The organism is Kribbella sp. NPDC050124 (assembly GCF_044460355.1).
In the GTDB taxonomy this organism is placed as follows: Bacteria; Actinomycetota; Actinomycetes; order Propionibacteriales; family Kribbellaceae; genus Kribbella.
On the sequence record NZ_JBITJU010000026.1, the window covers coordinates 21,764 to 36,565 of the forward strand.

14 protein-coding genes are annotated in these 14,802 nt (G+C 68.7%); 9 read left to right on the forward strand and 5 right to left on the reverse strand.

Features of this window, described 5'->3' with window-relative positions; translation table 11 throughout:
* Positions 1-39: 39 nt before the first annotated feature.
* On the forward strand, positions 40-2,148 hold the full coding sequence (locus tag ACIBL3_RS38815; RefSeq protein ID WP_396358954.1) for a galactose oxidase-like domain-containing protein: 2,109 nt from the start codon (positions 40-42) through the stop codon (positions 2,146-2,148).
* On the opposite strand, the gene ACIBL3_RS38820 is transcribed toward ACIBL3_RS38815, so the two are convergent.
* Positions 2,145-2,465 (reverse strand): hypothetical protein, encoded by a 321-nt coding sequence (locus ACIBL3_RS38820; RefSeq protein ID WP_396358955.1) that lies wholly within the window; start codon positions 2,463-2,465, stop codon positions 2,145-2,147. The genes ACIBL3_RS38815 and ACIBL3_RS38820 overlap by 4 nt on opposite strands.
* Positions 2,466-2,602: 137 nt before the next feature.
* Between ACIBL3_RS38820 and ACIBL3_RS38825 the strand changes: the two genes are divergently transcribed.
* From ACIBL3_RS38825 to ACIBL3_RS38845, 5 genes are read left to right on the forward strand one after another with little or no spacing between them, the layout of a single operon-like run.
* Entirely contained in the window at positions 2,603-4,522 is a 1,920-nt protein-coding gene (locus ACIBL3_RS38825) for a histidine kinase (RefSeq protein WP_396358956.1), read from the forward strand.
* A complete protein-coding gene (locus ACIBL3_RS38830) occupies positions 4,510-5,160 on the forward strand; it encodes a response regulator transcription factor (RefSeq protein WP_396358957.1) in 651 nt (216 codons plus the stop codon). Before ACIBL3_RS38825 ends, ACIBL3_RS38830 begins: the two co-directional genes overlap by 13 nt.
* Positions 5,161-5,193: 33 nt before the next feature.
* Positions 5,194-6,327, forward strand: coding sequence for a DNA polymerase III subunit beta (dnaN, locus tag ACIBL3_RS38835; protein WP_396358958.1), 1,134 nt, complete (start codon positions 5,194-5,196; stop codon positions 6,325-6,327).
* Positions 6,327-7,034: a YdcF family protein gene (locus ACIBL3_RS38840; RefSeq protein WP_396358959.1), complete on the forward strand. Its 708-nt coding sequence runs from the start codon at positions 6,327-6,329 to the stop codon at positions 7,032-7,034. Before dnaN ends, ACIBL3_RS38840 begins: the two co-directional genes overlap by 1 nt.
* A 25-nt stretch (positions 7,035-7,059) precedes the next feature.
* Complete coding sequence (locus tag ACIBL3_RS38845; RefSeq protein ID WP_396358960.1) at positions 7,060-7,194, forward strand: hypothetical protein; 135 nt, start codon at positions 7,060-7,062, stop codon at positions 7,192-7,194.
* On the opposite strand, the gene ACIBL3_RS38850 is transcribed toward ACIBL3_RS38845, so the two are convergent.
* A complete protein-coding gene (locus ACIBL3_RS38850) occupies positions 7,176-7,943 on the reverse strand; it encodes an alpha/beta fold hydrolase (RefSeq protein ID WP_396358961.1) in 768 nt (255 codons plus the stop codon). The two genes, ACIBL3_RS38845 and ACIBL3_RS38850, sit on opposite strands and share 19 nt — an antisense overlap.
* Before the next feature lie 195 nt (positions 7,944-8,138).
* Here ACIBL3_RS38850 and ACIBL3_RS38855 point away from each other — a divergent pair, with 195 nt between their 5' ends.
* From ACIBL3_RS38855 to ACIBL3_RS38865, 3 genes are all read left to right on the forward strand, one after another.
* The gene (locus ACIBL3_RS38855) at positions 8,139-9,110 is read left to right on the forward strand and encodes a LysR substrate-binding domain-containing protein (protein WP_396358962.1); all 972 of its coding nucleotides are present in this window, start codon (positions 8,139-8,141) and stop codon (positions 9,108-9,110) included.
* Between the two features lie 285 nt (positions 9,111-9,395).
* Positions 9,396-9,581, forward strand: a complete 186-nt coding sequence (locus tag ACIBL3_RS38860) for a hypothetical protein (protein ID WP_396358963.1) — start codon at positions 9,396-9,398, stop codon at positions 9,579-9,581.
* 107 nt (positions 9,582-9,688) lie between these two features.
* Entirely contained in the window at positions 9,689-10,447 is a 759-nt protein-coding gene (locus tag ACIBL3_RS38865) for a GntR family transcriptional regulator (RefSeq protein ID WP_396358965.1), read from the forward strand.
* A 101-nt stretch (positions 10,448-10,548) separates the two neighbouring features.
* Here the strand turns inward: ACIBL3_RS38865 and ACIBL3_RS38870 are convergent, their stop codons facing one another.
* The 3 genes from ACIBL3_RS38870 to ACIBL3_RS38880 form a co-directional block, all read right to left on the reverse strand.
* The gene (locus ACIBL3_RS38870; protein ID WP_396358967.1) at positions 10,549-11,082 is read right to left on the reverse strand and encodes a hypothetical protein; all 534 of its coding nucleotides are present in this window, start codon (positions 11,080-11,082) and stop codon (positions 10,549-10,551) included.
* 2 nt (positions 11,083-11,084) lie between these two features.
* Positions 11,085-12,491 (reverse strand): Nramp family divalent metal transporter, encoded by a 1,407-nt coding sequence (locus tag ACIBL3_RS38875; RefSeq protein WP_396358968.1) that lies wholly within the window; start codon positions 12,489-12,491, stop codon positions 11,085-11,087.
* A gap of 165 nt (positions 12,492-12,656) precedes the next feature.
* A complete protein-coding gene (locus ACIBL3_RS38880; protein ID WP_396358969.1) occupies positions 12,657-14,795 on the reverse strand; it encodes an acetate--CoA ligase family protein in 2,139 nt (712 codons plus the stop codon).
* Positions 14,796-14,802: the final 7 nt, after the last annotated feature.

Genomic DNA, 14,802 nt, shown 5'->3' on the forward strand with positions numbered 1-14,802 from the left:
CTCCGCTCTTGATCGCGTCTGCTGCAGGGGGGACCTGTCATGCGCACTCGTGTCTCGCATGCCCGGGTGGCGATCGCCGCCGTCGTTGCGCTGGTGGCTGGGCTCGCGGCCGCGGCACCAGCCACCGCTCAGGACCCGCCACCGACGCCCCCGGGCCACGACCATCACAGCCACGACCACGACCACGCCGCCGAGGACCTGGTCGGCGTGCCGATGAACGAGATCGAGCGTGGCGCGAAGGCACGAGCCGACGAGGTCCAGGCCCGGACCGGTCAGCGGCCCGGCCGCCGCTCTCCGAAGGAGCAGGCGGAGGCCGACCGGATCGCAGCGGACGCGGATCCGGCCGTGTCCGGCACCTGGGGCGGTGTGATTCCGACCCCCGTCGTACCGGTGTTCAGCGCTACGCTGCCGAACGGCAAGGTGCTGATGTGGGACTCCGTCGGCGAAGGACCCGCCGAGTCGTACAGCGACCAGTCGTTCACCCGGGCCGCGGTCTGGGACCCGGTGACGAACACGAGCAGACGCGTCGACGTCCAGGGCTACAACATCTTCTGCGCCGGGTACGCCCAGCTGTCCGACGGCACCGTGCTGGTTGCCGGCGGCAACCGGGACATGTCGCTCAACGGACTCCGCAAGACCCATCTGTTCGACTGGCGCACGGAGACCTGGCGCCGCGGCCCGGACATGGCCGCCGAGCGCTGGTACCCGTCGGTGACCGCGCTGCCGAACCAGGAGGCACTCATCCAGGGCGGCGGTCCGGAGAACGCCGAGGTGCACCAGACGAACCAGTGGATCCGGTTGCTGACCGGGTTCACCACACCGTCCAGCCGGCTGTACCCGCTGCTCACCGTCCGGCCCGACGGGAACGTCGACCTGGTCGGGACCGGCACGGTGATGCGCACGCTCCAGACGGCCGCCGCCGGCGCCCAGGTCGGCACGTCCGTCCGAGACCTCATCAACCGCGACTACGCCAGCTTCGCGACCATCCGGGTCGGCAAGACGCTGGTGGCCGGTGGCGGCGTCGTCGCCGAGGACGGCAAGGTCAGCGTGCCGACACGCACTGCGGTGATCGTGGACTCGAACAGTACGACGCTGGCGCTGCCGACCGGCTCGATGGCCACCGGACGACGGCAGCACAACCTGACCGTCCTCGCCGACGGCGACGCGCTGGCGACCGGCGGCATGAGTGCGGTGATGAGCGACAGCGGGGTCAACCTCGCGAGCCCGGTGTACGACGCCGAGCTCTACGACTCCGAGACGGGTACATGGCGCACGCTCGCCGCCGCGAACCGGATCCGGCAGTACCACTCGACGGCCCTGCTGCTGCCCGACGGCCGCGTGATGACCGGTGGCGGCGGCATCTGTGGCGAGTGCCAGCGCGTCGGCTATCTGGAGAAGAACATCGAGTACTTCACCCCGCCGTACCTGTACGGACCCGACGGACAGCTCGCCGCGCGGCCGGCGATCACCTCGGCGCCGACCACGGCGTCGTACGGAAGCCTCTTCTCGGTCAGCTCGCCGCAGGCTGCGGGGATCGCCAAGGTGGGGCTGGTCGGACTGGGCGCACCGACACACGGCGACGACCAGGGGCAGCGGTATGTGCCGCTCTCGTTCAGTGCGTCCGGTACGACGCTGACGGTCGGCGCACCGGCCAACGTCAACATCGCCCCGCCCGGGTACTACATGCTGTTCATTGTCGACAGCAACGGTGTGCCGTCGGTGGCCCGGATGGTGCAGCTGACCGCGACCGCGCCGCCGGCGCCGGCGCCGATCCGGCTCACCGTCAGCGGACCGGGCGACCGGTGCCTGGACATCGACCACAGCTCGGTCGTGCCGGGGACCAAGATCCAGCTGTGGGACTGCAACGGCACGCCGGCCCAGCGCTGGACGCGGCCGGCCGACGGCACGTTGCGGGCTCTCGGGGTGTGCGCGGACGTGCCGGGCGGCACCCTCAAGGTCGGTGCACTGGTGCGGACCGACACCTGCAGCAGCACCGACCCGGCCCAGAAGTGGACCATCGGCACCGATGGCCGGATCAAGTCGACCACCAAGCCGAAGCTCTGCTTCTCGGCGCCCGGCAAGACCAACGCCGAGCAGGTCGTCCTCGCGAACTGCAACAGCTCGCCGACACAGCTGTTCCGCTACTAGGCCGGCTGGTCCAGCCGTACCTCGGCGGCGGCACGGCGTCGGTTGCGGAGCCAATGGCCCAAGGTGACCAGACCGAAGCCGACCGCGTAGATCATCGTAGTGAAGGTGAAGTAGCCGAGCGTGTCGCCGACGAGCTGGTTCGAGTCGGTCGCGGGGAATGCTTTGGTCGAGCCGTTGACCCACTCCATCACCAGGTCCGCGGTCTGGAACGTGTAGACGTGGCTGAACGCGATGGCGAAGACCAGGTAGGCCGCGAGGCGGTTGCGGACCAGCAGGCCGAGCGGCAGTGCGACCAGGACGGTCAGGATGGCGATCATGGTGTCCTCCAGGACTTGTAGAAGTTGACCACCACCGTGCTCGGCCGGCCCGGTGCGCGGCATCGAGGCCATCGCTGGTTCTGGGGCCAGTGCTGGCACGGAGTCCACTCAGCGGTGAATCGGTGGACAATCTGGCCATGAGACGCGGGCTGATGCTGGGGGCGACGGCGGTCTGCGTCGTGTCCTGGGCGGTGCTTGCCGTGGCGACCTTCGGTTCGTCCGACGCGCGTGACGGCCTGGCGACGCTCGCCGACCTACTGGTGCTGGTCCCGCTCGGCCTGTCCTGGCTGATCGCCGTACGGGTGCCGGCCAGCCCGGTCGGCCCCGCCCTGGCCTGGCTTGCTGCCTTTCTGGTCGCAACACCGGCCGTGGGGGCGTGGGGCGCCATGAGCGGCGGCGTGGTCGCGGTGATCGGGGCAGGCAACTGGGCTTGGCAGCTGGTCGGCTTCCTGATCCTGCTGCTGGTGTTCCCGGACGGCCTGCGCTGGAAGGTGCTGTTCTGGCTCGTGCCCGTCGCGGCTGTGCTGATGACGGCCGCCTTCGTCGTGACGATGAACTACCACGACGTGCCGCCGGCCCACTCGCCGGTCGCCGTAGGAGAAGCACTGTGGATGCCGATGATGTTCGGTGCCCTGGGCATCATTCTCGCGGTCAGTGTGGCCTGCGTCGCGAGCGTGATCGTCCGCTACCGGGATGGCGATCACCGGACGAGGCAACAGCTCCGCTGGCTGATCCTGGCCGCCGGAGCCGTCGTGGTGCTGATGGTCGCGAGCTGGGTGGTGACCACGCTCGGCTGGCTGGGTGAGGGCGCGTACGCCGGGTTCCTGCTGGGCATCGTCGTACTCGTGCCGGCGGCGGTGACCATCGCGATCCTGCGCTACGACCTGTTCGAGATCGGCCGCATCCTCAGCGACTCGGTGGCCTGGGCACTGACCGCTGTGGTCGCCGCACTGACGATGGCCGGCCTGGTGATCGGCATCGGCTACCTGGCCGGACGCGACTCGGCCGTCGGGTTGACCGCCTCTGTCTTCCTGGTCGCATTGGTGCTGCTACCGCTGCACCGCTGGTTCCACAACGCTGTCGGGCGAGTCATTGACAGGGACCGCGTCGTACTCCTGGAGTGGATCAGGCGATTCGTCGACCAGGTCCGTGAGGGCTCCGCAGAGCCGGAGGCGGTCGAGCAGGTACTACGAGACGCAGTGAGCGATCCACAGCTGTCACTGCTGCTGACGAGCGTTGACGATGGCCGGTACGTCGACCTGTCCGGTGAGCCGGTGCACGTCCCGCAGGACGCCGTACAAGTGCCGCTGCGAACGACCGACACCGACATCGGGCTGGTGCTCGTCAGCGAAGCGTCGGCACGGCAGTTGCGACGCGTCCAGCTCGCTGCGTCGGCTGCACGGCTGCCGATCGAGGTCAGCCGGCTGCGGCTCGGGCTACGCCGGGCTCTGCACGAGGTGGACGACAGCCGGAACCGGATCGTCGCTGCCACAGTCGCCGAGCGGCGCCGACTGGAGCGTGACCTCCACGACGGCGCCCAGCAACAGCTACTGGCGATCGGAATGCAGCTGCGGGCTACACAGCGCCAGCTACCAGCGGACCACCCGGTGCTGAGTGAGCTGGATGTGGCAGTCGAGCGACTCGAGCAGACTGTCCGCGAACTGCGTCGGCTCGCGCATGGGGTCCGTCCAGCGAGCCTGGACGACGGTCTGGCGACCGCACTGCGTCGGCTGGCGCCTGACTCCCCCATCCCCATCCACTTCGCCGTACCCGACGTGATGCCGCCCGAGCTGATCGCCACGACCGCGTACTTCGTCGTCGCCGAGGCGGTCGCCAACGTGCTCAAGCACGCCCACGCCACGCGGATCGATGTCGTAGTGCAGGAGACCGATCACCAGCTGCACGTGTCGGTGACGGACGACGGTGTCGGCGGTACGCCTTCCAACGGCCTCGTGACGTTGCGGGACCGCGTCAACTCCGTCGGCGGCCACCTGACCATCGCCAGCGCAGCACAGTCAGGTACGGCGATCGAGGTGGTGCTCCCATGCGTGTCCTGATCGCGGAGGACTCCGTGCTGTTTCGCGAAGGCCTGGTGCGCCTGCTGACTGAGTCAGGGCACGACGTGGTCGAGACGACGGCCACTGCGGACGGTTTGCCCGAGCTTGTCGACGTACTCCGGCCGGACATCGCCGTGATCGACGTACGCATGCCACCGACGATGACCGACGACGGAGCCCGGGCAGCGCACCTCATCCGGACTGCTGCTCCCAGCCAGCCCATGCTGCTGCTGTCGCAGCACGTCGAGACCAGGCACTCGGTCCATCTGGTGTCGACCGGTGCCTTCGGCTACCTCCTGAAGGACCGGGTGCTCCGAGTGACCGACTTCCTCGACGCCCTCGAGCGCGTGGCCGCGGGCGGCTCCGCTCTCGACCCCGATGTCGTCGCGGCCCTGCTGGCGTCCGACGACGGCGGACTCGGCAAGCTGTCTGCCCGCGAGCGCGAGGTCCTGGCGCTCGCTGCCGAAGGCCACTCGAACGCGGCCATTGCCGCCCGCCTCGTCATCACCGAGCGAACCGTCGAAACCCACGTCCGCTCCGTCTTCCAGAAGCTCGACATCCACGAGTCCGCGCTGAGCCACCGCCGCGTCCTCGCCGTCCTCGCCTACCTGCGATCCGGAATTGTCGGTGGCGGGTGATTGGGTCGGAGGTGTCGATGGGGAGGAGTGGGTGTGAAGGTTCGGGTTGGGCGTGAAGTGCTGGCCGAAGGGATCGGCTGGGTGGCGAAAGGGCTGCCCAGCCGGCCGAGCGTGCCGATCCTGGCCGGGATGCTGGTCGAGGCCGGTGACGGGCAGGTGACGCTGTCCGGGTTCGACTACGAGAGCTCGGCGCAGGTGAGTGTGCCGGCCGAGGTGGCGGACGAGGGACGCTATCTGGTGTCGGGCCGTTTGCTCGCCGACATCTGCCGCAGCATGCCGCGTGACTCCGTGGAGCTCAGCGGCGACGCCGCCCGGGTGCAGGTGAGCAGCGGGAGCTCGCGGTTCGTGCTGCAGACCTTGCCGTTGGGTGAGTATCCGGCGCTGCCGGAGCTGCCTGCGGCAAGCGGAGTGGTGAGTGGGGAGGCGTTCGCGCGCGCTGTTCACCAGGTGCTGAGCGCGGCCGGGCGGGACGACACGCTGCCGGTCTTCACCGGGATCCGGCTGGAGATCCGGGGGTCCAAGATCGAGCTCCTGGCCACCGACCGGTACCGGCTCGCCGTGCGGACCGTCGAGTGGGAGCCGGTCGACCCGGGCGTCGAGGCGAACGCGCTGGTCCCGGCCAAGCTGCTCGCCGACGTGTCCAAGGCGCTGGCCGGTCACGACGTCACGCTCGCGCTCGGTTCGACCCGCACAGGGGACGGGTTGATCGGGTTCGCGGGGGCCGGCCGGCGGGCGACGAGCCGGTTGATCGACGGCGAGTTCCCGAAGGTCCGCAGCCTGATCCCGGCGCCGTCCGCGATCACCAGCACAGTCCGGGTGGAGACCGCGACGCTGGTCGAGGCGGTGAAGCGGGTCGCGCTGGTGGCGGAGCGTACGACGCCGGTCCGGCTCACCATCGCCGACGGTACGGCGACCTTGGACGCGGGCAGCGGGGACGAGGCACAGGCGTCGGAGTCCGTCGAGGTCGCGCTGACCGGCGAACCGGTGGCAACCGGCTTCAACGCGGGCTACCTGCTCGACGGACTGGCTTCGATCGGTGCGCCGGTCGCGCACTTCGCGTTCACCCAGCCCACCAAGCCCGCCAACCTCACCGGTCTCCGCTCCCCCGACGACGAGCCGTCCGGCGATTCGGCGTACATCCTGATGCCCATGCGCCTGCCAAGCTGATGTCGGCTGAGGCAATGATCGGGCGGTACCTGGCCCGCCGGGGCGAGGTCACCGCAGCCGACCGCATCGTGCTGATGGGCTCCGCTGTCCTCGAGTCCGTCGAGGCAGCGGCCAGGCTCTATCACCGGCGGCTCGCCCCGCGGATCCTCGTCAGCGGCGGGATCGGGCACTCGACCCACTACCTGGAGGAGGCAGTACGGCGACGCGGACTCGACGTCGAAGCCACCGGCCGCCCGGAGTCCCATGTCTTCCGCGACCTGCTCATCACCAGGCACGCCGTGCCGCCCGAGTCGATCATGGTCGAGGACGAGTCGACCAACTGCGGCGAGAACGCGCACCTGACCCGGCAGCTCATCGACCGCCCTGAGACGCTCCTGCTGATCCAGGATCCGACCATGCAACGCCGGACCCACGCCTGCTTCGAGCGGTCGTTCACCGACCTGCCCGGGACAACCCTGATCAGCCACGCCCCGCTCATCCCGTGGATCGAGCCAGATCACGTCAGCGCCGGCCCGAACCTCCCCGAGATCTGGAGCAGGCGAAGATTCACCGAGCTCGTCCTCGGCGAGATCCGGCGGTTGCGCGACGACGCCGACGGCTACGGCCCACGCGGCCGGAACTTCATCGACCACGTCGAGATCCCGACGGAGGTGCTTGCCGCGTACAACCGTCTCGCCGCCGAGCACCCCGACCTCATCCGCAGGTAGCACACCGGGATCACGCCGTGGGTTGATGATTGCGACCCCGCTGTACCTGATCCACGCGCACATCGGGTTCATCATCTTCGAGCGGCTCGGCGACGAGCGACCGCTGGCGCCGCGCCTCAAGCGCGTGCTCTCCGGCAGGCGTCAGCCGGCGCTGAAGTAGCCGGTCAGAACAGCCGCGAGCGTCTCCGGCGAGAGCGTGTGGAACGTCCCGTCGTGGCCCTCCGCAGTACCGTTCGGCGACGCGGCCACAGCCTCCTGCACCGCCCGCTGCATCCACTCCGGGCTCGCGTTGCTGTACAACCCGAGCACCGGCGTCGAGACGGACGACAGCAACGACACCGGTACGGCGCTGTCCCGCATCTGCAGGCCGTCGTACACCAGGGTGTGCGCCATCGCCTCCAGCCCGGCCCACATCGGCGTCTCCCGGATCTGGTCCACGACCTCCTTCGGCTGACCGACCGCCTCCACCATGAACAACTCGGCCGCACCACCGGGGTTTCCGGCGTCGACGTACTCCTGCAACCGCTCGAGGTACCGCTCCGGCGCCGGCGGCGCGCCCTCGACGCGGAACGGCGGCTCCATGATCGCCACCTTCTCGAACGGCAGCCCGGCCTGCAGCAGCACCATCACCCCGGACGAGAACGCGCAGGCGTACCGCGCCCCAGTCGCCGTCCGCACGGCGTCCAGGTCCTCCCACTCCCGCTCCACCGCGTACGGCGTGGTGTCGCCGGAGTCACCGCGGCCACGCCGGTCGTAGTTCACCACCGTGAACGCGCCCGACAGCGCCTCGGCGTACGGCGCGAAGAACGACCGGTCGGTGAACGCGCCGGCGATCAGCACCAGGCCCGGACCGCTGCCGACAACGTCGTACGCGATCTCGGTGCCGTCCTGCGAGACAACTTTCTCCATCACCTGCTCCTTACCAAACGAGACTCCCTACCCATCCGTCGAACGAACCGGGCCCGGCAAGACCAGGTTCGATGTGATCCATGTCACACGATACGAGCGCGACGCGCGAAACCTTCCCGGAGTCAGGCCACCTCACTACAGTTGGATTATGTATACAGACGACTGGTATGCGATCCACCATCCGGCCGGGTCCTGATGCTGCTCCGCCAGCTGGAGTACCTCGTCGCCCTGGCCCGGGAGAAGCACTTCGCCCGCGCCGCGGACGCCTGCTACGTGTCCCAGCCGTCGCTGTCCGCCGCGATCCGCAAGCTCGAGCAGGAGCTCGACGTGCCGATCGTCCGTCGCGGGCGCCGGTTCGAGGGCCTCACCCCCGAAGGTGAGCGGGTGCTGCTCTGGGCCCAGCGGATCCTGGCCGAGCAGGACGCGCTGCGGCACGAGCTGTCGGTGATGCGCGGTGGCCTGACCGGGACGCTCCGGCTCGGCGCGATCCCGACCGCGATGCCCGTCGTCTCGCTGCTCACCACGCCGTTCTGCGAGCGGCACACGAACGCGAAGGTCACCATCGAATCGCTGTCGTCGCGCGACATCACCCAGAAGCTCGCCGAGTTCGACCTGGACGTCGGGATGACCTACCTCGACGACGACACCCTCGGCCACGTCCGCAAGACACCGCTGTACGAGGAGCGCTACCTGCTGCTCACCCCGCAGCACACCGCGCTCGCCGAGTTGCCGATGGCAACCTGGGCGCAGGTCGCCGAGCTGCCGCTGTGCCTGCTGTCCCCGGACATGCGCAACCGCCGGATCATGAACGGCTACTTCACCGACGACGGTGTCACCGCGACGCCGTCGATCGAGAGCGACACGGTTTCCGGCCTCTACAGCCACCTGCACGGCAACCACTGGTCGACCGTGATCTCGCACGCGTGGCTGCACATGTTCGGGGTGCCCGACGGGATGCGCGTCGTACCGCTGAAGAGTCCGGCGCACGGTCCGCGGGTCGGGCTGGTGATCGCAGCGCGCAGCCCCGAGCCGGTGCTCGCCCGCGCGCTCCTCGACGTCGCGCGTCAGGCCGGCGTCCACAACGCGCTGGACGCCCTGCTCGACGTGCACTTGATGGGTTCTGGCTATCTCGACATAGCAAGCAAGTCTTTGACCGCCGGACCGTGACGCGGCGACTGTGGAAGTCCCTTCACCACAAGGAGATTCCACACCATGGCCAAGACCCTGTGTGCTCGGCACGATGAAGCGCGGCGCCTACCTGATCGTCGACGGCGGCCGCCTGGCCGGAGCCGGCGCGCGCTCCTGCTCCACCAGGGCGCGCGTATAAGCGGGATCACGTCGTACGTAACCGGGATCACGTGAGACGCGGGCATAACCGGCCAGTACGCCTGGTTGAATGTATACAGAAGGCAGAATTCAAGCAAGCTCCCCCGAGGAGCAGGAAGGCAGACAATGATCTTCACGCGTAGGTTCGGCGCTCTGGCGGCTCGCCCGCAGTTCCCGGATGCTCCGGAGCTGCAGCAGGAGCTGAACACCCCGGTCGACCTGGACGCCGAGTTGGCCCGGCTGACCGGTGACGACGTCCGGCTCACCTCCGGCGACGACGACCGCCGCCGGGCGGACGAGTCGGCCGCCTGACGGCTCCCGGAATCCCGGGGCCGAAAAGCATATGTTCGGTCATGGCACTTGGTAGACTGTCTACCAAGTGCCATCCTGATCTCCTCAGCGTTTCTGGGAAGGACCTCATGACGACCATCAGCACGGGTACCAGCGACCCCGTCTCCCCCGGTGTCCGGCACGTCAAGCGCCCGACGCCATTGCGGGAGTCCGTCTACGAGGCCCTGACCGAGATGATCATCGACGGCACCCTCGAGCGCGGCCGGCACCTCGTCGAGGTCGAGCTGGCCGGCATGCTCGGGGTGTCCCGGCAGCCGGTGCGCGAGGCCCTCCAGCGGCTCAACAACGAGGGCTGGGTGGACCTGCGGCCGGGCTTCGGCGCGATGGTGCACGTCCCGGCCGAGGACGAGGTCGACCAGCTGCTGGCGGCCCGCGCGGCGCTGGAGTCGGAGTCCGCGCGGCTCGCGGCCCGGCACGCGACCAAGGACGACGTGGCCAAGCTCAAGGAGCTGTGCAAGGTCGGTACGGCGTACCACGAGGCCGGCGACATCGACGGCGCCGTACGGACGAACGGCGAGCTGCACAGCCTGATCACCCAGATGTCGGGCAACCGGTTCCTGGTGGACTTCGCGGCCCAGGTGGACCGCCGGGTCCGGTGGTACTACACGCCGGTCGCGCCGGTGCGCGGCGCCGCGTCCTGGCGGGAGCACAACCGGCTGGTCAAGGCGATCAGCGAGGGTGACGAGGACAAGGCCGCGCAGACCATGCGCGAGCACACTGAGCACACCCGCAAGGCCTACCACGACCTGCAGGCGGCCAACGGTCCGGACGAGGCCGCTCCGGAGCCCGAGGCAGCTCCCCGGCGGCGGCGCCGTACGACGCCCTGACCCCCCGAAACAACCCGAGGGGATTATCCACCGGTGTTGTGCCTTCTCCCCTCGTACAGCATGGGAGAAGGCACAACACCGGTGGATATCCCCTCGAACGGTCAGGCGACACGTTTCTTGCGGCCCCGGCCGGTGGCGGCCTTGCGGGCGTCCAGGGCGGCGGCGAGGTGGGCGTACTGCTCGACGGTCCGCCTGGCGTAGATGTTGCGGTCCAGGATGCGCGGCCACCAATGGCGGCCGAGCTGCTCGTGCATCCAGAGGAAGCCGATCGCGAAGCCCATGCTCACCAGGGCACGGAAGGCGAGGAACTTCCACGGCTCGGGCGGCAGTCCCGGCGAGCCGGCCACCACCCACTCGGTCACCACCGAATGCACCAGCAGGGCGAGCGGGAAGCCGATCACCCAGTAGACCGCCGCCGGCGCGAACACACCGGCGGGGACTTTGCCCAGCGCGACCAGTACGGCGTACCCCGCGCCGAACAGGACCAGCGGGACGCCGAGACCGAGGCCGGTCGCGACCGCCCAGCCGAAGGGCTGGCCGACGAACGCGGCCAACCCTCCGGCGATGACTCCGGCCGAGGCGCCGACCGCGGCGGCCGGGACCGAGAACTCCGCGAGCTGCTTCAGGTCAGCCATGATCAGTCCACGACCACACCGAAGCGGATCAGGCAGTAGAACAGCAGGCCGAGGTAGAACACCGCGCCGAACCCGATGATCAGGTTCCGGACCGGACCCGGCCGGATCGGCTTGGGCAGCAGCATGTTGTTCACCAGCAGCAACACGATGCAGTAGGCACCCATCGCGAACGTGGACAAGAAGGCCAGGATGTCCAGGATGCCCGCCGGACCGTCGGCCGGCCCGAACAGCAGGATCAGGATCCCGAAGGTGATCACACCCCAGAGGAATCCGGCGTACAGCCTCGACATCGAGAACCGCTTGGCGCCCGGCACGAAGTAGTACGTCATGTCCGCCTGGCCCCGGGAGAACGAGTCGAACAGACCGAGGGTCGCGTTCAGCCCGATCAGCGCGATGAAGCCGAAGAACAGCGAGCCGAGGATCGGGCTGCCGGCCGAGGCGAAGGCGTCGGACATGGCCTTCAGCGCCGCCTCCCGGTCACCGCCCTCGATCAGGCCGGCCACGTTCGGGTTGGTCCGCGCCGCCGACATGGCCAGCACGGTGAACGAGACCGTCACCAGCATGGTGATACCCCAGAAGAGCAGCAGCGCGTCGAAGGTGACCCACTTGCGCCAGCCCTTCCACTTCTGCATCTCGGCCGGGTCCTCGGTGTCGAACATGAAGCCCCGCGACGGCATCGACTCGGCCTCGCCGGCCGCACGCAGACCGCGGATCTTCGGGATGTGCGAACCCATCGCGGCGCCGCTGTCGCGCAACTGCAGCGTGTACCACATCTGCTGCATACCGGACGGGCCGGCGAAGGCGATCGAACCGACCACGATCGGGAACCAGGCGTCGGTGAGCGCCTTGTCCGGGAAGTAGCCGAACGCGAACATGCCGGACAGGGTGTTCGCCAGGTCGTCCCAGCTGCCCACCATCGCCGCGATCACCGACGTGCCGACGACCAGCAGGCCGATCAGCAGGCCGAGCAGCTTCTCGAGGAAGTTGTAGATCACCGACAGCATGCTGAAGAGCACCCCGACGAAGATCAGCGCGACGCAGGCTGTCACCTGCCAAGGTATGCCGCTGACCTCCTCGAACGCGGCGGCGCCGGCCGACAGGTGGCCGGGCCACATGTAGATCAGGATCGCCGCGACGTAGAAGAACCACATCATCGGTTTGAAGATGCGGGCCGCGCCGAAGAAGATGCTCTCGCCGGTGGCCATCGCGTACCGGGCCATCTCCAGCAGCACGAACGCCTGCAGGGTGACGCCGACCATGAACAGCCAGCGGATGTCCGGCCCGAACACCAGGACCAGCCGGGGCCACATGTAGGACTCGCCCATGCCGACGCCCAGCGCGACCAGGAAGACGGTCGGACCGAGGATGTGCAACGAGGGCGGTGCGTCCGGAAGCTTCCGGATCGGCATCGGTTCGAGCCTGCCCGCTTTCCAGACCTTCTCGGTCACTGCTGCCGCGGCGGGCCCTTCGGGTACTTCTGAGGTGTTGCTTGTGACGTCCAAGGCGGACTCCTTAGATCGACGCCAACTAGCGGATCAACGCTCCCCCGCGTGCTCCTTCCTCCAATCGATCGGTCAGCCGAGCGGGCCGGCGTTGCGGGCCCAGCGATACTTGGCACCGAGGACCTGGACCGGGGTCTCGGTGGTGTACGGGTAGGCGACCACACCGTGGTCGAACAGGTACTGGCTGGCCTCCTCGACCTCGACGTCACCGGACAGCGACGCGACCACCGGCTTGTCGATGCCCTGGGCGCGGTACTCCTCGACCACCTCGGCGACCAGCTTCGCGAACACCATCGGCGGGGTCACGATGGTGTGCCAGTAGCCCAGGATCAAGGCGTGGATCCGCTCGTCGGACAGCCCGAGCGCGATCGTGTTCCGGTACGTCGACGGCGGCTCGCCGCCGGTGATGTCCACCGGGTTGCCGGAGGCACCGAACGGCGGGATGAACTTCTTGAACGCCTCGTCCAGGTCGGCCGGCATCGACATCAGCTGCAGGTCGTTGTCCACGCACGCGTCGGACAGCAGGACGCCGGAGCCGCCCGCACCCGTGATGATGACGACGTTCTCGCCCTTCGGGGTCGGCAGCAGCGGGATGCCGCGGGCGAACTGGAGCATCTCGTTCAGCCCCGGCGCCCGGACCACACCGCTCTGCCGCAGGATGTCGTCGTACACCTTGTCGTTGCCGGCCAGGGCGCCGGTGTGCGAGCTGGCCGCCCGGGCGCCCAGGTCGGTACGGCCGGCCTTCAGCACGACGACCGGCTTCTGCTTCGACACCCGGGCCGCCGTCTCGGCGAACGCCCGGCCGTCCTTCAGGTCCTCCAGGTGCATGGCGATCAGGTTCGTGTTGTCGTCGTTCTCGAAGAACGTCAGGAGGTCATCCTCGTCGATGTCGGCCTTGTTGCCTACCCCAACAATTGCGGAGACGCCCATCCGGCTGGACCGGCTGAAGCCGAGGATCGCCATCCCGATGCCTCCACTCTGTGACGAGAGCGCGACACTGCCCTTCACGTCGTACGGCGTGCAGAACGTCGCGCACAGGCTCTCCGGCAGGTAGTAGTAGCCGTAGATGTTCGGCCCGAGGATGCGCACGTTGTGCTTGCGCGCGATCGCCACCACCTCGTCCTGGAGCTCCTGCTCACCGGTCTCGGCGAACCCGGACGGGATCAGGATCGCCCCGGCCACACCCTTCTCACCGCACTGCTCGAGCGCGCCGCCGACGAACTTGGCCGGTACGGCGAACACCGCGACGTCGACGTCGCCCGGGACGTCCAGGATGCTCGGGAACGCCTTCAGCCCGAGCACCTCGCCGCCCTTGGGGTTGATCGGGTAGATGTCGCCCTGGTAACCGCCGTTGACCAGGTTCTTCATCACCGAGTTGCCGATCTTGCCGGTCTCGTTGGAGGCCCCGATCACCGCGACCGCGCGCGGTTTCATGATCCGGGTCATCGCGGTCAGGATCTCGTCCTGGCTGTACCGCTCGACCGGCTTGCCGGCCTCGGCGTCGACGATGATCCGGAAGTCCACCGCGGTGGCGCCGTCCGGCCCGGCCAGCACCGGGTTCAGGTCCACCTCGGCGAACTGCGGGAAGTCGGTCACCAGGTCGGACAGCCGCCTGACCAGGTCGGCCACGGCGTCCTTGTCCACCGGCTTGGCGCCGCGGACGCCGTCCAGCATCTCGTGCGCGCCGATCCCGTCGATCATCGACCGCGCCTCGTCGTCCGACAGCGGGGCCAGCCGGAAGGTGACGTCCTTCAGCACCTCGACCAGGACGCCACCCAGCCCGAACGCGACCACCTTGCCGAACGTCTGGTCGGTGACCGCGCCGACGATGACCTCCTGCACGTCAGTGACCAGCAGTTGTTTTTGAATTTGGACCCCGGTGATGTCGGCGTCGGCTTTGTAGGCTTTCGCATTGTCGACAATCTTCCGGAACGCCTGCTTCGCGGCGTCCTCGGAGTCGACCCCGACCACGACCCCACCGGCGTCGGTCTTGTGCAGGATGTCCGGCGACACGATCTTCAGCACGACGGGGAAGCCGATCTCGGCCGCCAGGCCGGCCGCTCCCTCGGCAGTCGTGGCCAGCCCCTCACCCGGCGTCGGGATGCCGTACGCGTCCGCGACCTGCTTGGCCTCGGGTGCGCTCAGCGAGGTGCGGCCGTCCGCCAGAGCCTGGTCGAGGATGGTCTGGACTGCTGCCTTGTCATAGGTCATGCCATTA